Source organism: Pseudonocardia sp. OZ21, assembly GCF_059359135.1.
The window spans coordinates 349,684-367,456 of the sequence record NZ_JCADBN010000004.1 but is presented as its reverse complement, the minus strand read 5'-3'; the positions used below and the strand labels follow the sequence as shown (position 1 = coordinate 367,456).

The 17,773-nt window shown below is 74.1% G+C and carries 17 protein-coding genes; 2 read left to right on the top strand and 15 right to left on the bottom strand.

Translation table 11 applies throughout. The annotated features are described in order from the left end of the window. Nucleotides 1-13: 13 nt before the first annotated feature. The 4 genes from whiA to uvrC are packed head-to-tail and all read right to left on the bottom strand — an operon-like array spanning nt 14 to nt 5,139. Nucleotides 14-997, bottom strand: coding sequence for a DNA-binding protein WhiA (gene whiA / locus AC5L35_RS11655; RefSeq protein ID WP_169399850.1), 984 nt, complete (start codon nt 995-997; stop codon nt 14-16). A 43-nt stretch (nt 998-1,040) separates the two neighbouring features. After that, nucleotides 1,041-2,126, bottom strand: a complete 1,086-nt coding sequence (locus AC5L35_RS11650; protein WP_495059592.1) for a gluconeogenesis factor YvcK family protein — start codon at nt 2,124-2,126, stop codon at nt 1,041-1,043. Beyond that, nucleotides 2,123-3,013 carry an RNase adapter RapZ gene (rapZ, locus tag AC5L35_RS11645; RefSeq protein ID WP_495059591.1) on the bottom strand — a complete coding sequence of 297 codons (891 nt, stop codon included), beginning with the start codon at nt 3,011-3,013 and terminating at the stop codon, nt 2,123-2,125. The genes AC5L35_RS11650 and rapZ overlap by 4 nt, the downstream gene beginning before the upstream one ends. Then, a complete protein-coding gene (uvrC, locus tag AC5L35_RS11640) occupies nt 3,010-5,139 on the bottom strand; it encodes an excinuclease ABC subunit UvrC (protein WP_495059590.1) in 2,130 nt (709 codons plus the stop codon). The genes rapZ and uvrC overlap by 4 nt, the downstream gene beginning before the upstream one ends. 151 nt (nt 5,140-5,290) lie before the next feature. Here uvrC and AC5L35_RS11635 point away from each other — a divergent pair, with 151 nt between their 5' ends. After that, complete coding sequence (locus AC5L35_RS11635) at nt 5,291-6,016, top strand: DUF2786 domain-containing protein (protein WP_495059589.1); 726 nt, start codon at nt 5,291-5,293, stop codon at nt 6,014-6,016. Nucleotides 6,017-6,106: 90 nt separating this feature from the next. On the opposite strand, the gene AC5L35_RS11630 is transcribed toward AC5L35_RS11635, so the two are convergent. From AC5L35_RS11630 to rpe, 7 genes are all read right to left on the bottom strand, one after another. Next, nucleotides 6,107-6,823 carry an HAD-IA family hydrolase gene (locus AC5L35_RS11630; protein WP_495059588.1) on the bottom strand — a complete coding sequence of 239 codons (717 nt, stop codon included), beginning with the start codon at nt 6,821-6,823 and terminating at the stop codon, nt 6,107-6,109. Nucleotides 6,824-6,997: 174 nt separating this feature from the next. Next, a complete protein-coding gene (locus AC5L35_RS11625) occupies nt 6,998-8,029 on the bottom strand; it encodes a beta/alpha barrel domain-containing protein (RefSeq protein ID WP_495059587.1) in 1,032 nt (343 codons plus the stop codon). Nucleotides 8,030-8,109: 80 nt separating this feature from the next. Next, the gene (locus AC5L35_RS11620; protein ID WP_495059840.1) at nt 8,110-8,535 is read right to left on the bottom strand and encodes a PH domain-containing protein; all 426 of its coding nucleotides are present in this window, start codon (nt 8,533-8,535) and stop codon (nt 8,110-8,112) included. A 77-nt stretch (nt 8,536-8,612) separates the two neighbouring features. Beyond that, nucleotides 8,613-9,095 carry a 6,7-dimethyl-8-ribityllumazine synthase gene (gene ribH / locus AC5L35_RS11615; protein WP_495059586.1) on the bottom strand — a complete coding sequence of 161 codons (483 nt, stop codon included), beginning with the start codon at nt 9,093-9,095 and terminating at the stop codon, nt 8,613-8,615. 16 nt (nt 9,096-9,111) lie between these two features. Further along, a complete protein-coding gene (locus AC5L35_RS11610; protein WP_495059585.1) occupies nt 9,112-10,455 on the bottom strand; it encodes a bifunctional 3,4-dihydroxy-2-butanone-4-phosphate synthase/GTP cyclohydrolase II in 1,344 nt (447 codons plus the stop codon). A gap of 38 nt (nt 10,456-10,493) precedes the next feature. Then, nucleotides 10,494-11,150: a riboflavin synthase gene (locus AC5L35_RS11605; protein ID WP_495059584.1), complete on the bottom strand. Its 657-nt coding sequence runs from the start codon at nt 11,148-11,150 to the stop codon at nt 10,494-10,496. A 106-nt stretch (nt 11,151-11,256) separates the two neighbouring features. Then, complete coding sequence (gene rpe, locus AC5L35_RS11600) at nt 11,257-11,943, bottom strand: ribulose-phosphate 3-epimerase (protein WP_495059583.1); 687 nt, start codon at nt 11,941-11,943, stop codon at nt 11,257-11,259. Between the two features lie 96 nt (nt 11,944-12,039). On the opposite strand from rpe, the gene AC5L35_RS11595 reads away from it, so the two are divergent. Continuing rightward, the gene (locus AC5L35_RS11595; protein WP_495059582.1) at nt 12,040-12,450 is read left to right on the top strand and encodes a hypothetical protein; all 411 of its coding nucleotides are present in this window, start codon (nt 12,040-12,042) and stop codon (nt 12,448-12,450) included. Nucleotides 12,451-12,457: 7 nt separating this feature from the next. Here AC5L35_RS11595 and AC5L35_RS11590 read toward each other — a convergent pair whose 3' ends face one another. From AC5L35_RS11590 to AC5L35_RS11575, 4 genes are all read right to left on the bottom strand, one after another. Next, nucleotides 12,458-13,915: an RsmB/NOP family class I SAM-dependent RNA methyltransferase gene (locus AC5L35_RS11590; protein WP_495059581.1), complete on the bottom strand. Its 1,458-nt coding sequence runs from the start codon at nt 13,913-13,915 to the stop codon at nt 12,458-12,460. Nucleotides 13,916-13,994: 79 nt separating this feature from the next. Continuing rightward, nucleotides 13,995-14,930, bottom strand: a complete 936-nt coding sequence (gene fmt / locus AC5L35_RS11585) for a methionyl-tRNA formyltransferase (protein ID WP_495059580.1) — start codon at nt 14,928-14,930, stop codon at nt 13,995-13,997. A 6-nt stretch (nt 14,931-14,936) separates the two neighbouring features. Further along, a complete protein-coding gene (gene def, locus AC5L35_RS11580; RefSeq protein WP_495059579.1) occupies nt 14,937-15,485 on the bottom strand; it encodes a peptide deformylase in 549 nt (182 codons plus the stop codon). 161 nt (nt 15,486-15,646) lie between these two features. Continuing rightward, entirely contained in the window at nt 15,647-17,716 is a 2,070-nt protein-coding gene (locus AC5L35_RS11575) for a primosomal protein N' (RefSeq protein WP_495059578.1), read from the bottom strand. Nucleotides 17,717-17,773: the final 57 nt, after the last annotated feature.

Below are 17,773 nucleotides of genomic sequence, written 5' to 3'. Positions count from 1 at the left end.
AGGTGTGGGGCTCTCAGGCCTCTTCCAGCATGTCCGCGGTGACGGCCGATTCGGTGTCGGGGATGCCCAGGTCGGCCGCGCGCTTGTCGGCCATGTGGAGGAGCCTGCGGATCCGGCCTGCCACCGCGTCCTTCGTCATCGGCGGCTCGGCCAGCTGACCCAGCTCCTCCAGCGACGCCTGCGTGTGCTCGGCCCGCAGCCGGCCGGCGGCGAGCAGGTGCTGCGGCACGTCGTCGCCGAGGATCTCCAGCGCCCGCGCCACCCTCGCCGCGGCCGCCACGGCGGCACGGGCCGAGCGGCGCAGGTTGGCGTCGTCGAAGTTGGCGAGCCGGTTGGCGGTGGCGCGGACCTCGCGGCGCATCCGCCGCTCCTCCCACGCCATCACGCTCTCGTGCGCACCCATGCGCGTGAGCAGCGCGCCGATCGCGTCGCCGTCACGGACCACCACACGGTCGGCGCCACGGACCTCCCGCCACTTCGCGGTGACGCCGAGGCGGCGGGCGGCACCCACCAGCGCCATCGCCGCCTCCTGCCCGGGGCAGGTGACCTCGAGTGCGGAACTGCGCCCCGGCTCGGTGAGCGAGCCGTGAGCGAGGAACGCCCCCCGCCACGCGGCCTCCGCATCACAGAGCCCGCCGGAGACGACGGGCGGCGGCAGCCCTCGCACCGGACGGCCGCGGGCGTCGAGCAGGCCCGTCTGGCGCGCCAGCCCCTCCCCGTCACGCACCACCCGCAGCACGTAACGGGCGCCACGGCGCAGACCACCCGCGGTGATCACGTGGGCCTCGCAGGTGTGCCCGTACAGCTCGTGGATCTCCCGGCGCAGCCTGCGCGCGACGGAACCGGTGTCGACCTCCGCCTCGACGACGACCCGGCCGCCGACGATGTGCAGACCACCGGCGAACCTCAGCAGCGCCGCCACCTCCGACCGGCGGCAGCACGGCTTCGTGACGACGAGCCGGCTGAGCTCGTCCTTGACCGATGCGGTCATCGCCATCGGAACCTCCTGGCGGGATGGGACACGGGAGCGCAGGCCACGTTCACGTTCTCCTCCTCTCGGCGGCGCCCGGTGCCGACGGCACGCGCACCGCATCGGGCGAGCCCGGTTGCGACCCGATCTCGGCCAGCACGGCTCCGAGGGCGGATGCGAGCGCCACGGGGTCGTGGCGTGGCACCGCCGGATCAGCGGCGGCGACCGGGGCCAGATGGACCCGCCCGCCCGGGGAGAGCATCACCGCCGCCGCGCGGTGCAACCGGTCGGGCACCGGCACCGCGGCGACGTCGGCCACGACCGCGTCGACCCGCAGCTCCGGGGCGTGCTGGGAGAGTACGGCCAGGTGCTGCTCCGGCGAGAACCCGGCGGTCTCCCCCGGCTCCGGAGCGAGGTTGAGCACGATGACCCGGCGGGCGCGACTGGTGATGATCGCGTCCCGCAGTTCGGGCACCAGCAGGTGCGGCAGCACGCTGGTGAACCAGGAGCCCGGCCCGAGCAGCAGCACGTCAGCGGTGCGGACGGCCTCGACCGCCTCCGCACACGCCCGCGGTCGCTCCGGCCGCAGCCAGACCTGCCGGACCCGGCCCGGAGTGGACGCGACGGCCACCTGGCCGCGGATGCGGTGCGCCTGGGCGGGCTGCTCACCGAGCCCCGTGACCTCCGCCTCGATGTCCAGCGGGTCGCAGCTCATGGGCAGCACCCGCCCCCGCAGCCCGAGCAGGGCGCCCACCTCGTCCAGCGCGGCCACCGGGTTGCCCAGCACCTCCATGAGGCCCGCGAGCAGCAGATTGCCCACGGCGTGGCCGGCCAGCGCGCCGGTGCCGCCGAAGCGGTGCTGCACGAGCGCCCCCCACCGGCGCCCGGCAGGCCCGTCGGCTGCGAGTGCGGCCAGCGCCATGCGCAGGTCACCGGGCGGGAGTACGCCCAGCTCGCGGCGGAGACGGCCGGAGGAACCGCCGTCGTCGGCCACCGTGACCACGGCCGTGACGTGGTCGGCGAGCGTGCCGCTGCCGGCGAGGAGCCGCAGCGCCGACAGGGTGGCGTGCAGGCCGTGGCCCCCGCCGAGGGCCACCGCGGCCGGACCGGTGGAGCCGGCCCCACTGCTCGACGCGGTGCTCGACGCGGTGATCACTCGCGCCCCAGGTCGCGGTGCGCGACGTTGACGCTGACACCCTCGGCCCCTTCGAGCCTGCGGGCGATCTCCTCGCTGATCGCGACGCTGCGGTGCTTGCCGCCGGTGCAGCCGACAGACACCGTCAGGTAGCGCTTGCCCTCGCGGCGGTAGCCGGCCCCGACGAGGCCCAGCAGCTCGAGGTAGCGGGTGATGAACTCGTCGGCGCCGTCCTGGCTCAGCACGTAGTCGCGCACGGGCTCGTCCCGGCCGGTCTGGTCGCGCAGCTCCGGGATCCAGAACGGGTTGGGCAGGAAGCGGACGTCCACAACCAGGTCCGAGTCCATCGGCAGACCGTACTTGTAGCCGAATGACACTAAAGTGACACGCGTGACCTGCGCAGACTCCGCGCCGAACGCACGTTCGAGGGTGGCTCGCAGCTGCGGGACGGCCACAGCGGAGGTGTCGACGACCAGGTCGGCGTTCTCCCGCAGGGGGCGCAGCAGCTCCCGCTCGGCGGCGATGCCGTCGACGAGCCTGCCGTCGCCCTGCAGCGGATGGCTGCGCCGCACCTGCTCGAACCGGCGCACCAGCACCGCGTCGGAGGCCTCCAGGAACAGCAGCCGGGGCTTGTAGCCGCGCGCGTCCAGGTCCTTGATCACGGCGCCGAGGTCGGCGGAGAACGCCCGGCTGCGGACGTCCATCACCACGGCGATGCGGGTGATCTCCCCGCGGGCGCGGGCGCCGAGGTCGACCATCGTGGCGATCAGCTCGGGCGGCAGGTTGTCGACCACGAACCAGCCGAGGTCCTCCAGCACCTTCGCCGCGGTACTGCGGCCGGCCCCCGAGAGGCCACTGACCAGCGCCACCTCGATGCCGGCCGGCTCCGTCTGCACGGTGGACGTCACGACGCCGGCACCTCCGCTTCGGTTCGGTCCGGCCGGTCGGCCGGGTCGGACAGGTCGGCCGGGTCGGCCGGGTCGGCGGACTCGGCCGGGTCGGCGGCGTGCAGCGCGGCCAGCACGGCCGCCGCGGTGCGCGGACCGAAGCCGGGAAGCGCCGCGATGGCGTCGACGTCGGCCGCCTTGAGCTTGCGCAACGACCCGAAGTGCTTCAGCAGCGCGGCACGGCGGGTGGGGCCCAGCCCGGGGATCGCGTCGAGCTCTGAGTTGATCATGCTCTTGGAGCGCCGCTGCCGGTGGTAGGTGATGGCGAAGCGGTGTGCCTCGTCGCGCACCCGTTGCAGCAGGTAGAGACCCTCGCTGGTACGCGACATGATCACCGGGTCGGGCTCGGCGGGCAGCCACACCTCCTCGAGGCGCTTGGCCAGCCCGCAGATCGCGACGTCGGTGACGCCGAGGTCGGCGAGCACGTCGGCGGCCGCCTCGACCTGCGGCTGGCCACCGTCGACCACCAGGAGGTTGGGCGGATAGGCGAACCGCCTCGGACGTCCGGTGTCGGGGTCGATGCCGGGACGCACCGGGGAAGCCAGGGCAGGGATGCCGGTGGGGGAAGCGATATCGGGGGCTTCGCCCTGATCTTGTACCGCGTTACCCCCCGCGACGCCTGTCCCGTCGTCGGTTCCGTTCTCGGCACCGCTCTCGGCCCTGTTGTCGGCCAGGTGGCGCCGGAACCTGCGCCGGACCACCTCGGAGATGGCCGCGACGTCCCCGCCCTCCGCGCCGCCCCGGATCTCGAACCGCCGGTAGTCCGACTTGCGCGCGAGCCCGTCCTCGAACACCACGAGCGACGCGACGACGTTGCTGCCCTGGACGTGGCTGACGTCGACGCACTCGATGCGCAGTGGTGCGCTGTCGAGCCCGAGAGCGTCCTGGATCTCCTGCAGCGCCGCCGAGCGCGCCGTGAGGTCGCCCGCCCGGCGGAGCTTGTGCTGGGTGAACGCCTCCGCCGCGTTGCGGGCCACGGTCTCGGCGAGCGCACGCTTGTCGCCGCGCTGCGGAACGCGCACCTGCACCCGCGAACCACGCAGCCCCGAGAGCCAGTGGACGAGCGTGTCGAGCTCGGCCGGGAGCTCCGGGACGAGGATCTCCTTCGGCACGGGCTGGTGGGCGTCGTCGGCGGAGCCCGCCAGCGCCGCCTGCTCGCCGTAGAACTGGGTGAGGAACCGCTCGACGAGCTGCGCGGTGTCGGTGGGTTCGACCTTGTCGACCACCCAGCCGCGCTGCCCGCGGACCCGGCCGCCGCGCACGTGGAAGACCTGGACGGCCGCCTCGAGCTCGTCCTCGGCGAACGCGACGACGTCGGCGTCGGTGCCGTCGCCCAGCACCACGGCCTGGCGTTCCATCGCCCGCCGCAGCGCGCCGATGTCGTCGCGCAGCCGGGCGGCGCGCTCGAACTCCAGCCCGGCGGAGGCCTCGGCCATCTTGCGCTCGAGCTGCCGGACGAGGTGGTCGGTGCGCCCGGAGAGGAAGTCGCAGAAGTCCTCGACGATGTCGCGGTGCTCCTGGGCGTCGACGCGCCCGACGCACGGCGCCGAGCACTTGTCGATGTAGCCGAGCAGGCACGGGCGCCCGATCTGGCCGTGGCGCTTGAACACCCCGGCACTGCAGGTGCGCGCCGGGAACACGCGCAGCAGCATGTCGAGGGTCTCGCGGATCGCCCAGGCGTGGGCGAACGGGCCGAAGTAGCGCACACCCTTGCGCCGCGGCCCCCGGTAGACGGACAGCCGCGGGAACTCCTCGTGCATCGTGACCGCGAGCACCGGATAGGTCTTGTCGTCGCGGTAGCGGACGTTGAACCGCGGGTCGAACTCCTTGATCCAGTTGTACTCGAGCTGCAGCGCCTCGACCTCGGTGGCGACCACCGTCCACTGCACGTGGGCCGCCGAGGTGACCATCTGCCGCGTGCGCGGGTGCAGGCCGGAGAGGTCGGCGAAGTAGGAGTTGAGGCGCTGGCGCAGGCTCTTCGCCTTGCCCACGTAGATGACCCGGCCGTGCTGGTCGGAGAAGCGGTACACCCCAGGGGCCTCCGGGATGGACCCGGGGGCCGGACGGTAGGTGGCGGGATCAGCCATGGCCCCACCAGGGTAGGACCGGCCCCCGACACGCCGTGATCGGACCGCCCCCTCGGCGCGTCACGGGTGTGGTGTACACGGAACGGTCGGCCCGTCGTGATAGGACTTGCCGTGCGATGCGAACGCACGTTCGAACCGACGGGGGGATCCGATGGGGCTCGACAAGCTCGACACGATCCGCAAGCTGCTCGCCAAGGCGGAGCGCGCGGCCACCGGCGCCGAGGCCGAGACGTACACGGCCAAGGCGATCGAGCTGATGGCCCGCCACGGCGTCGACACCGCGCTGCTCGCCGCCACCCGGCCCGGCACCGACCGGATCGGGCCGCAGCGCATCGCCATGCAGGATCCCTACAGCGCCGGCAAGGCCAGGCTGCTCGGCTGGACCGCCGCCGCGCTCGGCTGCCGGTGGGTGCTGCACGGCGCACGGGGCGGCAAGGTCGCCGCGGTCACGGTGTTCGGTCACGCCTCGGATCGCCAACGCGCCGAGCTGCTCTACACGTCGCTGCAACTGCAGGCCACCACCCAGCTGGTCCGGGTGCGCCCGGCTCGGCCCGGTGAGTCCGTGGCCGCCTACCGCCGCTCGTGGCTGCACGGCTTCGCCGTCGAGGTCCACCGCAGGCTCAGCACCGCGGAGGAACGCGCCGCCACGGGTGCGGACGTGCCCGCCACCGGTGGGCCGTCCGTCGCGCTGGTGCTGGCCGATCGCCGCGAACAGGTCGATCGCGCCTACGCTGCCGCGTTTCCGCGGCTGGCCACGGCCCGGCGCGCCGTGCTGTCCGGTTCGGGCTTCGCGGCAGGCGCCATGGCGGGCGAGCGGGCCGATCTCGGCCACGGTGGTCTCGACTCCGACCGACGCCCAGCTCTAGGAGCGCGCTGAACAACTCGGCCCTGCTGCGCGGTGATCGCTACGAGCTACGAGCGGAGTTGTTCAGCACCCTCCTAGGCGCCTGAGATGTGCGCCTGCGGGTCAGGCCGGCAGGGCGATGAGGCGATCCACCACCAGCTCGAGGTCCTCGCCCACCACGTGCGGGCGCACCACCACGTCGGGCACCGCGCCTTCGAGCCGGGTGGCGAAGCCGCCGATCAGCCCGGCCCGCACGGCACCGTGCACGTCCCAGGAGTGCACGGCCACCAGGGCCACGCGGTCCCCCATGGCGTCCACCTGCTGGCAGGCCCAGTTGTACACGCGGGCGGGTGGCTTGAAGGAGCGGATCTCCTCGGTGGAGAGCACTCCCCGCAGGTAGGTGCGCAGCCCGGCCCGGTCGAGCGCGTCGGAGGCCACCTCGGCGCCGCCCTGGGTGAACGCGTAGGCGGGGATCCGGGCCCGCGCGAGCGCGCGCAGCGCCGGCTCCACGTCCGGGTACGGAGGCAGCTCCGCGAAGCCGGCCAGCACGTGGTCGAGCGCCTCCTCCGACAGGGTGTGCTGCGCGGTGGTGCGCAGCGCCGCCCTCGCCACCTCGGCGAACGGCCGCACCGCGCCGGCGAGCGTGAGGGCCATCCCGTCCCGCAGCGTCCGGGTGTAGAACAGCTCCCACTCGTGGTCGGGCCGTCCCACGTCCACGAAGCGCGACCGCAGCGCCGACACCTGCAGCATCGTCTCGAACACGTCGAAGAGCACCACGCGTGGCCGTCGATCGGGCACACGCATGCGGTCCAGCTGGCTTGCGCCCTCCACCGTGCTCATCGTGCCCCGTCCGTCGTGCCCTGCTCGCTGCGGCGGGGTCTGTGGGTCGTGCCGGGTCTCATCGTGCTGGGTCTCATCGTGCCGTGTTCATCGCGCCGTGTCGTGCTTCCACTCGTCGCTCACCCGGGCCGCCCTACGGCGTACCACCCGGGCCGTACGGATGAAGATCGTTGCTCAGCGCGACGGAGCGGAGCGGAGCGGAAGCGTTCCGTAGCGCCGAACGGCGTTCAGAACGCGCCGAACGTGCAGAGCGCGCAGCGGCGCGAGCGCGTATCCGGGGTAGCTGGCCAACCACGTCGCGCTCCCGAGACTCACGGCGTCGGCACCCGCCCAGAAGTACTCCCGGCAGTCGTCCACCGTGCGGATCCCGCCGGTCGCGATGATCGGCAGGGTCACCCCGGCCTCCCTGAGCTCGCTCACCACCCGCAGTCCGATCGGCTTGATCGCCCGTCCGGAGAGGCCGCCGTAGCGGTTGGCGAGCCATGGGGTGCCCGTCCGTGGGTCCAGGCGCAGCGCCTTCACCGTGTTGATCGCCGTCAGCGCCGACACGCCCGCCTTCGCGGCCTGTTCCGCGTTGCGCAGGTAGTCGTAGTCCGGCGACAGCTTCAGGATCACCGGGTGGTTGCTGCGGGGCACCGCCTCGTCGAGCACGTCCTGCAGGATCGTGGAGAAGTCGAAGTTGACGTTGTGGCAGGAGACGTTGAACTCGACCGCGGCGATGTCTCCGGGCGGCACGGCGGCGTTCACCCGGTCCACGAGGGTCACGAACTCCTCGGCGGAGAAGCCACCGAGAGAGATGATCACGCGCTGGTCGCGGGTACGCGGGTAGTAGTCGCGCAGGTAGGCGTCGATCCCGACGTTGCACCACCCGAACGCGTTGAGCCAGCCGCCGTCGGTGCCGCGCAGCACCGTGCGGTACCGCTTGAGCAGGCCGGGCAGCTCGCTGAGGGCGTAGTCGTCCCGCGTGGTGAAGTGGCCTTCGCGCGGCTCCACCGTCAGCGTCCTGGTGGTCACGGCCCCGAACTCGGCCAGCGGCACGAACAGCGACACCGGGCTCATGCCGTACGGCACGAGCGGGGAGTTCGACACCCCGTATCCCAGCAGGCTCGACGACGTGACCAGCCGGTTGCGGAGCACGATGTCGCCGAGGCGGACACTCTCTTCGCCGGACGGATCCCGGCCGACCTGATCACGGGCACGCAGCACGGCACCGATGGTACGTGCGATCCGCTACCGGTCCGTCGCCCGCGTCCATCGGCCGCGACGGCCCGGTACGTGCGCGCGGCTCAGTACGTGCGGGCGGCGGCGTGCAGCGCGCGCAGCTTCCCGATGGCGTCCACCGCGCGGAAGCCGTCCACGGCCTGGATGGCCAGCACCGGCAGGTACTCGTCGTCGGGCAGGTCGAGCCGGGCCCAGGACGCCCCGTCCGGGAACGCCACGCGCCGCACGTGCTCCCACGGCACGCGCCGGCTCGTGAAGAGGTTGCGCACCTCCACGCCCTCGGCGTCGGCCCGCACCCGGGGCAGCGCGAGCAGGAGCACACCACCGGCCACCATCAGGCCCAGCAGCACGAGCGCCACCTGGTCGGCGAACCGGAAGTACACCCCGGTCTGGGTGGTACGCAGCAACACGCCCACCACGATGAACAGCACCACCACCGCCACGGCACCCACCCACGCGGCGATCAGCACCTTGCGCGGCCGCAGCACCAGCGGCGCGGGCCGATCGGCAGGGCCGCCGGGTGCGGCGTCCCCGAGGTCCGGCCGGACCTCGCCACTGCCGGGTTGGGTCACGAGCTCCTCCGCAGGTCACGCAGCGCCAGTGCGGTGTGCAACGCCGCGAGGCAGGCCTCCGCGCCCTTGTCCTCCGCCGAGCCGGGAGCGCCGGAACGGTCCACCGCCTGGGCCAGGGTCTCACAGGTGAGCACACCGTTGCCCACCGGCGTGCGCTCGTCCAGCGACACGCGCGTGAGCCCGGCGGTCACCGCATCACACACGTACTCGAAGTGCGGGGTGCCACCCCTGATCACCACGCCCAGTGCCACCACCGCGTCGTGGCCCGTGGCGAGCTCCTGGCACACCACCGGGAGTTCGATGGTGCCGGGCACCCGCACGACGGTCGGGCTCTCCACACCGGCCTTCGCGGCGAGCTCCAGCGCGCGTTCCAGCATGGTGTCCACGATGTCGGCGTGCCAGCTGGCCGCGGCCACGGCCAGCCGCACCCGGCCGGCGTCCGGGATGTCCTGGACGACCGGCCGGCCCTCGCCGCTCATCTGCTGTCCGCCGGGCTCATGTCCCCGTCCCGTCCGCCGCCACCACAGCGGCGACCTCGTCGAGACCGGGCAGGTCGTGGCCCATCCGGTCGCGCTTCGTCCGCAGGTAGCGAAGGTTCTCACGGCTCGCCCGCACCGGCAACGACACGCGGCCGGTGATGGTGAGGCCGTAGCCCTCCAGCCCCGCGCGCTTGTCGGGGTTGTTGGTGAGCAGCCGCATCGTGGTGATGCCGAGATCCACCAGGATCTGTGCGCCGATCCCGTAGTCCCGCGCGTCGGCGGGCAGGCCGAGCGCCAGGTTGGCGTCCACCGTGTCGGCGCCCGCCTCCTGCAGCTGGTATGCCTGCAGCTTGTGCAGCAGGCCGATGCCCCGGCCCTCGTGCCCACGCATGTAGAGCACCACCCCGCGGCCCTCCGCGGCCACGGCGGCGAGCGCCGCGTCGAGCTGGGGGCCACAGTCGCAGCGCATCGAGCCGAACACGTCACCGGTGAGGCACTCGGAGTGCACGCGCACCAGCACGTCCTCGCCGCTGCCCTCGGGCGTCCCCACGTCACCGCGCACCATCGCGATGTGCTCGATCCCGTCGAGCAGCGAGTCGTAGCCGTAGGCGATGAACTCGCCGTGAGCGGTGGGGATGCGGGCCTGCGCCACGCGCACCACGTGCTTCTCGAAGCGGCGGCGGTAGGCGATCAGGTCGCCGATGGTGATGAGGGTGAGGTCGTGGTCCTCGGCGAACACGCGAAGCTCGTCGCCACGGGCCATGTCACCGTCGTTCTTCTGCGACACGATCTCGCACAGCGCACCCGCGGGCGAGAGCCCGGCGAGCCGGGCCAGGTCCACGGCCGCCTCGGTGTGCCCGGCACGCCGCAGCACGCCGCCCTCCCGGGCCCGCAGCGGCAGCACGTGGCCAGGGCGCACCAGGTCGCCGGGGCCCGCGGTCGCGTCGGCCAGCAGCCGGATCGTGTGCGCCCGGTCGGTGGCCGAGATGCCGGTGGTGATCCCCGCCTTCGCGTCCACCGTCACCGTGAAGGCGGTACGGAAGTTGTCGCTGTTGGAGTGGTGCATCGGAGGCAGGTCGAGCCGGTCGCACTCCACCTCGGTGAGCGCCACGCAGACGTAGCCGGAGGTGTAGCGGACCATGAACGACACAAGCTCGGGGGTCGCCATCTCGGCCGCGAAGATGAGGTCGCCCTCGTTCTCGCGTTCCTCGTCGTCCACCACCACCACGGGCTTACCGGCCCGCAGGTCGGCCAGGGCCCGCTCGATCGCCTCGAAGCTGCCGCGCCGCGGGTCGGCCGGGGGCGCATCCGTACCGGCGACAGCAGGTGCCGGCTCCTCCGGGGCTGCCTGACCGTCCATCGCTCCACCGTTCACCGGACCACCGTTTTCTGCCCTGTTCACTGGGCTCTGGCCTCCTCGCCGACCGTCGTCGCGGAACCGGAACCGCTCCCACCCAGGTACCCGACGGCAAGCCGTTCCACATACTTTGCGACGACATCGACCTCCACGTTCACGTTATCCCCCGGTTCGCGGAAACCGAGTGTGGTGTGTGACAAGGTCGTAGGGATCAGCGCCACCACGAAACTGTCGGGCGCCACGGCCGCCACGGTCAGCGACACGCCGTCCACGGCCACCGAGCCCTTCTCCACCACGTATCGGGCCAGGTCCGGCGGCAGGCTGAACCTCAGCTCGTCGCTGCGCTCCCCCGGCGTGCGCGACAGCAGCGTCGCCACCCCGTCCACGTGCCCCTGCACGATGTGGCCGCCCAGCCGTCCGGTCACCGGCACGGCGCGCTCCAGGTTCACCCGGGCGCCCTCGGTCACCGCCGCCAGGCTCGAGCGCTTGAGCGTCTCGGGCACCAGCTCCACGGTGAACGTGCCGTCGGTGCTGCCGTCGGGGTCGATGACGGTGAGACACACCCCGTTCACGGCGATCGAGTCGCCGTGACGGGCATCGGTGGTCACGGTGCGCCCGCGCACGGTGAACACCACCACCTCGGCGCTCTCGCGTACCGCGAGCACCTCGCCGATCTCCTCGACGATCCCGGTGAACATGTGCGTGCTCCCTTTCCGCCGCCTCGGCCGCACCTCGTGCAACCGCGGGCCACCGCTGTTCGTTACCCGGCCCGCCATGATCATGCTCGCCGGGCGGACCGCTCCGTCAGGGCGCCCACCGGCGGTGGGCCGACGCCTGCACCACACGTTCCCGCAGCGCCTGCACCGCCCGCGCCGGATCGTCGGCGCCGTACACGGCCGAGCCCGCCACGAAGCAGTCCACCCCGGCCTCGGCCGCCGCCTCGATCGTGTCGGCGTTGATGCCACCGTCGATCTCCACCAGCAGCGTCAGGTGTCCGGTGTCCACCATCCGCCGGGCCGCCCGCACCTTCTCGAGCACCTCGGGCATGAAGCTCTGCCCGCCGAACCCGGGCTCCACGCTCATCACGAGCAGCGTGTCGTAGTGGCGCAGCGTCTCCAGGTACGGCTCCAGCGGCGTGCCCGGCTTCACCGACAGGCCGGCGCGAGCGCCCGCCGCGCGCAGGTCGGCGGCCAGGGCCACCGGATCGCGCGCCGCCTCCACGTGCACGGTCACGTTGTGCGCCCCGGCCTCGGCGTAGCCCACCGCCCAGCGGTCCGGATCGTCGATCATGAGATGACAGTCCAGCGGGATCGTGGTGGCCCGGATCAGCGACTCCACCACCGGCAGCCCGAGGGTCAGGTTCGGCACGAAGTGGGCGTCCATCACGTCGACGTGCAGCCAGTCGGCACCACTGCCGGGCGGACCGCTCACCGCGGCTGCCTCGTCGGCGAGCCGGGCGAAGTCGGCCGCGAGAATGCTCGGGGCGATCATCGGTTGCACCTACCGAAGATTACGCCGCACGGTCCGGGCGTCCGGTGACTCCCGGTGTCTCCGGAAATGTCGGGGGCCTGCGGTGCACTACTCCTCATGTCAGCACCCCGGTCGGTCGACGAGCAGCTGCGCCACCTGCTCGTCGGCGAGTCGCCCGCCGTCGCCGCACTCGTCCACCGGCTCCGGGCCGTCGTCCGCACCGCCCATCCCGACCTGCGCGAGCGCGTCTACCCGGGGTGGCACGGGCTCGGTTTCCACCACCCGCGCGCCGGCTACCTGTGCGCGCTGTTCCCGCGCGACGGCGGCGTCAACGTGGGGTTCGAGCACGGCGCCGACCTGCCCGACCCGCACGGCAGGCTGCTGGGCGAAGGCCGTCGGATGCGCGACGTCCGCGTGGAGGTGACGGCCGGGCCCGACGAGGACGACGTGGTGGTCGACTACCTCGACCTGGCGCTCGACTGGGCCCTCGACCGCGCGGCGGGCAACCGCGCCGGCCGGGCCCGCTGAGCCTGCGTCACGCCGTGCGGCGCAGCACGGCGAGGAACATGGCGTCGGTGCCGTGGCGGTGCGGCCACAGCTGCACCGTGGGGCCGTCGCCGAGGTCGGGCACACCGGGCAGGTACTCCCTGGCATCGAGCCGTTCCACATCCGGGTGCTTGCGCAGCACGCCCGTGAGCACGCCCACCGTCTCGGCCAGGTGGGGGGAACAGGTGACGTAGGCCACCACGCCACCCGGCCGGACGTGGCGCAGCGCGGCCGTCAGGAGCTCCCGTTGGAGCTTCGTCAGCCCCGACACGTCCTCCGGCCGGCGCCGCCAGCGCGCCTCCGGGCGCCTCCGCAGCGCGCCGAGGCCGGTGCAGGGGGCGTCCACCAGCACGCGGTCGTACGCCCCGTCGGGGAGCGGGGCCTCCCGGCCGTCGGCCACGTGGACTGTGACCGGGAGTCCGTCGACGGCGCGGCGCACCAGGTCGGCGCGGTGCGTGCTCACCTCCACGGCGTCCACGTCCACCCCGTCGAGCGCGGCCAGGCCACCGAGCAGCGCGGCCTTGCCGCCGGGGCCGGCACACAGGTCCAGCCACCGGCCGGTGTCGGTGCCGGTGAGCCCGGCCCGCGACAGGGCGAGCGCCACCAGCTGGCTGCCCTCGTCCTGCACCACGGCAAGGCCTTCGTTCACCGCGTCCAGCTCGCCGATGGCGCCGCTGCCCGGCTCGAGGTGCACCCCGTACGGGGAGTACGGGGCCTCCTCCCCGCCGGTCACCAGGGCCAGCTCGGCCGCGGTGATCTCACCCGGCCGCGCCAGCAGGTGCACGGCGGGGCGGGCGTCGTCGGCCGCGAGTGCGGCGTCGAGCTCGTCGGGGGCCCCGAGCGCGTCGGCGAAGGCCTGGGCGATCCAGCGGGGGTGGGCGTGCGCCATCGCCGCGTGGCCCACCGGGTCCTCGGCGGCCGGCGGGGCCAGGCGGTCCACCCAGGCCTGCTCGTCGTGCTCCCCCACCCTGCGCAGGATCGCGTTGACGAACCCGGCCGCGCGGGTGCCGGCATCGCCCCGCACGAGCTCCACCGTGGTGTCGACGGCCGCGTGCGGCGGGATCCGGGTGCGCAGGAGCTGGTACGCCCCGAGCCGGAGCGCGTCGAGCAGCGGCGGTTCCACCCGGATCAGCGGCCGGTCGGTGCAGGCCTCGAGGATCGCGTCGAGCAGTCCCTTGGCCCGCAGCGTGCCGTAGCCGAGCTCGGTGGCCAGCGCCGCTTCGCGGTCGTGCAGCCCGTGGCGCCGCAGGATCGACGGCAGGGCGAGGTTGGCGTAGGCGTCGCGCACCCGCACGGAGGTGAGCAGGTCGAGCGCGGCCTGCCGGGCCGGGTCGGGTTCCGGGGGCCGGGGTGGCCCGCTGCGCCCGCGCGGCGGACCGGCGGTGCGGTGGCCGCCCGGTGCCGGAGCGCCCGCGCGCCGGCGCGGCCGCCGTCCCGGCGCGCTCACGCCACTGTCCAGGACGCGCGACCGGGTGTGCCGGCGCGTCGAATGCCGAGACGTCGAATGCCGAGGTCGGCTCGGGTGCTCATGTCAGGAGGTCTCCCGGCTCGATGTGTGCCCCGCGGGCCCAGTCCGGTGCCGGCATCGCCCGCTTGCCCACCGGTTGCACCTCGCCCAGCTGCAGGGGCGCCGCCACGGTACCGACGAGCACCCGGCGCTTCTCCACGTGCAGCTCGCCGGGCTTGAGCACCACGGGTTCGGTGTCCGGCACGGTGGTGACGGGCCCGAGGCCGAGCCGCTCACCGCGGAAGGTGGTCCAGGCGCCGGGCTCCGGGGTGACCGACCGGATCAGCCGGTCGATGGCCAGGGGCGGGGCGGCCCAGTCGATGCGGGCGTCGGCGGTGGTCACCTTGGGCGCGCGCGACACACCCTCGGCAGGCTGGGGCCGGGGCCGCAGCGTGCCGTCGGCGATGCCGTCCATCGTGGCCAGCAGCAGTGCCGCCCCGGAGACGGCCAGCCGCCCGAGCAGGTCGCCTGCGGTGTCGGCGGGCCCGACGGGCTCCGTGACCACGCCGAAGGTCGGCCCGGTGTCCATGCCCTCCTCCAGGAGGAACGTGGTGGCTCCGGTGACCTCGTCGCCGTGGCGCACCGCGGCCTGCACCGGGGCCGCACCCCGCCACGCCGGCAGCAGCGAGAAGTGCAGGTTGACCCATCCCTCGCGCGGGATGTCGAGCACGGCCCGCGGGATGAGCGCGCCGTAGGCGACCACCGGGCAGCAGTCCGGCGCGATCCCGGCGAGCTCCGCCTGGAACGCCGGGTCCGACGGCCGTCCGGGGGTCAGCACCGGGATCCCGGCCTCGTCGGCGAGCGCCCCGACGGGCGACCGGACGAGTTTGCGTCCCCGGCCCGCGGGGGCGTCGGGACGGGTGACCACGGCGGCCACCTCGTGCCGCGACGACTCGAGCAGCGCCCGCAGGGACGGCACCGCAGGCTCGGGGGTCCCGGCGAACACCAGTTTCACCGGCCGCTACCTGACCTTGCCGAAGATGGGGTGGGGGCTGACCTTGACCTGCGGCGCCGACGAGCCGAACCACTCGGCCGCGCGGATCTCCGCCATGGCCTGCCTGCGGGTCTCCTGGTCGAGGCGGTCGACGAAGAGCACGCCGTCGAGGTGGTCGGTCTCGTGCTGGATGCAGCGCGCCAGCCGCTCACTGCCCTCGACGGTGACCGGCTCGCCGTGCTCGTTCCAGCCGCGGGCCACCACGTGCAGGTGGCGCCGGCAGTCCCAGCGCAGTCCGGGGATCGACAGGCATCCCTCCGGCCCCAGCTGCTCCTCGTCGCCCACCACCTCGAAGGTGGGGTTGACCAGGTGGCCCGCGAACCCGTCGCAGTCGTAGGTGAACACCCGCAGGCCGACGCCGAGCTGGGGCGCCGCGAGCCCGGCCCCACCCTCGTCGTGCATCGTCTCGGTGAGGTCGGCGACCAGCTTGCGCAGCTCCGCGTCGAAGGTGGTGACCTCGACGGCGGGCGTGCGCAGCACCGGGTCACCGAAGAGCCTGATGGGCTGGACGGACACGGATCTCCTCGCGGACGACAGCGGACGGGACGAGCGGACGGGACGGCAGCGGATTCGGACGGGGACGGGCGGCACGGCCACCGGCAGACATCGATTCTGCCACGTGCGCACCGGCCGGACGGACGCCGCGGGGGTCGATGCAGGGAGACGCCGCCGTGGGGTCAGCCGATCTCGACGGGGTCGAGACGCACCCGCACCGGATCGGGCACCTTCCGGGCGGTGCGCGCGGCCTGCGCCGCGTGCAGAGCCGCGGCCATCGCGCGCCCCTCGGTGCGGGGCACGCGCAGCAGCGCCCGTTCCCGGACCTCGGGCGGTTCGTCGCCTGCGCCGGTTGCGACCGGCTCGAGCTCGACGGGGCCGAGCACCTCGACGACCGACGGCAGCTCCGCGAGCATGTCGGCGACGGCAGCGGCCGTGCCCTCGACGGTGGCCATCCGCACGGCGGGGGGGAAGCCGACCTCGGCCCGGGACGCGAGCTCGGCCGCCGCATGCCCTGCGGGATCCCAGCGCACGAGTGACTGCACCACCGGGATCGCGGTATCAGCCATCACGATGACGCGGCCTCCCTCGGTGTGCGGGACGACGAGCGCCGCTGCCGCGAGCCAGCGCCGCAGCGTCTCCTCGGCCACGCGCAGGTCGGGCCGGGACAGCATCGCCCACCCGTCGAGCAGTAGCGCGGCGCCGTAGCCACCCGAGGCGCGCGGCTCGGCGCCGGGGGTGGCGACCACGAGCTCCGGCTTGGCGGCCACCTCTGCGAGCACGGGGGCGCCACCGCCCGAGGACCGCACCGTGGTGCCGGGGAACGCCCGCCCGAGCTCCTCGGCGGTGCGCCCGGACCCGACCACCCCGGCCCGCAGCCGGCGCGACCCGCACGCCGGGCAGCGGAACGCGCTGTCGGGCCTGCCGCACCATCGGCAGTGGGGCAGCCCGGCGGCGTCGCCGTGGTCGCCGTCGCGCCCGCGCCTGCCGGTGAGCCCGAGCGGCCCGGCGCAGTGGCGGCAGCGGGCCGTCTCCCGGCAGCTGCCGCAGGCGAGCCACGGCAGGTATCCGGAGCGCGGGACCTGCACCAGCACCGGTCGTCCCGCGCCCAGCGCGGCACGGGCCGCCTCGAAGGCGAGGTGCGGCAGCCGGGCGGCCCGGGAGTCGGGGTCGCGGACGAGCTGCGCGTCGGTCTCGCCGAGCGCGGTGATCCGCGGCATCGTCGCACGCACCGTGGCGCGCTCGGCGACGACCTCCCGCGCCCAGCCGGACTCGACGAGCACGTGCGCCTCGGCGGTGCGGGCGAAACCGCCCACCAGCAGTGCCGCGCCCGCACTGTGGGCACGCAGCACGAGGACGTCGCGGACGTGGGGGTACGGGGCCCGCGGTTCGGAGTGCAGGTCGTCGCCGTCGTCCCAGACGGCGAGCAGACCGAGCCGCTCGACGGGGGCGAACGCGGCGGACCGGGTGCCCACGACGACCCGGACGTGGCCACGGCGCACCGCGAGCCACCGCCGGTACCGCTCCGCGGGGCCCAGCTCGGCGGTGAGCGCGACCACGCCATCGGCCCCGAGCCGCGCGACGCATGCGGCGTGCAGGGCCGCGACGTCGCGCTGGTCGGGCACCACCAGCACGGCACCGCGCCCCGCCGCGACGGTGGCCGCGGCCGCCTCGGCGAGCCGTTCGGGCCAGCTCTCCCCCGGCAGCGCCTGCCACACCGCGTGGGCGGTGCGGCCGCCGGCGAGCGCGTCGAGCAGAGCCGCACCGTGCTGGTAGCGCCGCCACGCGGCCGGCTCGCGTGCCGGCGCGGGTGCAGGCGCGGGTGCCGGCGCAGTGCGCTCGGCCGGCACCTCGACGTTCTCCGCTGCGGCCTCCACCTTGGCGTGCCGTGGCGGCACGGCGAGCCTCAGGACGTCGGCGAGCACGCCCGCGTACCGGTCGGCGACCGCGCGGCACAGCGCGGCCACCTCCGGGGTGAGCACGGGTTCGGGTGACACCACCTTCTCCACCCAGGCGAGCTTGCCGGTGTGGGGCGACTCGGCCAGCCGCTCCAGCAGGTACCCGTCGACCAGCCGCCCGGCGAAGCGCACCCGCAGCCGCACCCCCGCCACAGCGACCGCGTCGAGGTGCTCGGGGACGCGGTAGTCGAAGGGGCGGTCCAGATGCGCGAGCGCGACGTCGACCGCGACCCGCGCCACGGGGAGCTCGGCGGCAGGCCGCCACTCACCACGGTTGCGGCCCGGTCGCGCCACGGAACCTCCTCGCTGCGGGCCGCCCGGTCTACCAGACACCGCGGGGCCCGCCCGTGG

Coding starts and splice junctions, on each gene's coding strand:
- whiA (WP_169399850.1), bottom strand. CDS start 997: ATGGCGATGACCGCATCGGTCAAGGACGAGCTCAGCCGGCTCGTCGTC.
- uvrC (WP_495059590.1), bottom strand. CDS start 5,139: ATGGCTGATCCCGCCACCTACCGTCCGGCCCCCGGGTCCATCCCGGAG.
- AC5L35_RS11635 (WP_495059589.1), top strand. CDS start 5,291: ATGGGGCTCGACAAGCTCGACACGATCCGCAAGCTGCTCGCCAAGGCG.
- AC5L35_RS11630 (WP_495059588.1), bottom strand. CDS start 6,823: ATGAGCACGGTGGAGGGCGCAAGCCAGCTGGACCGCATGCGTGTGCCC.
- ribH (WP_495059586.1), bottom strand. CDS start 9,095: ATGAGCGGCGAGGGCCGGCCGGTCGTCCAGGACATCCCGGACGCCGGC.
- AC5L35_RS11610 (WP_495059585.1), bottom strand. CDS start 10,455: ATGGACGGTCAGGCAGCCCCGGAGGAGCCGGCACCTGCTGTCGCCGGT.
- AC5L35_RS11605 (WP_495059584.1), bottom strand. CDS start 11,150: ATGTTCACCGGGATCGTCGAGGAGATCGGCGAGGTGCTCGCGGTACGC.
- rpe (WP_495059583.1), bottom strand. CDS start 11,943: ATGATCGCCCCGAGCATTCTCGCGGCCGACTTCGCCCGGCTCGCCGAC.
- AC5L35_RS11595 (WP_495059582.1), top strand. CDS start 12,040: ATGTCAGCACCCCGGTCGGTCGACGAGCAGCTGCGCCACCTGCTCGTC.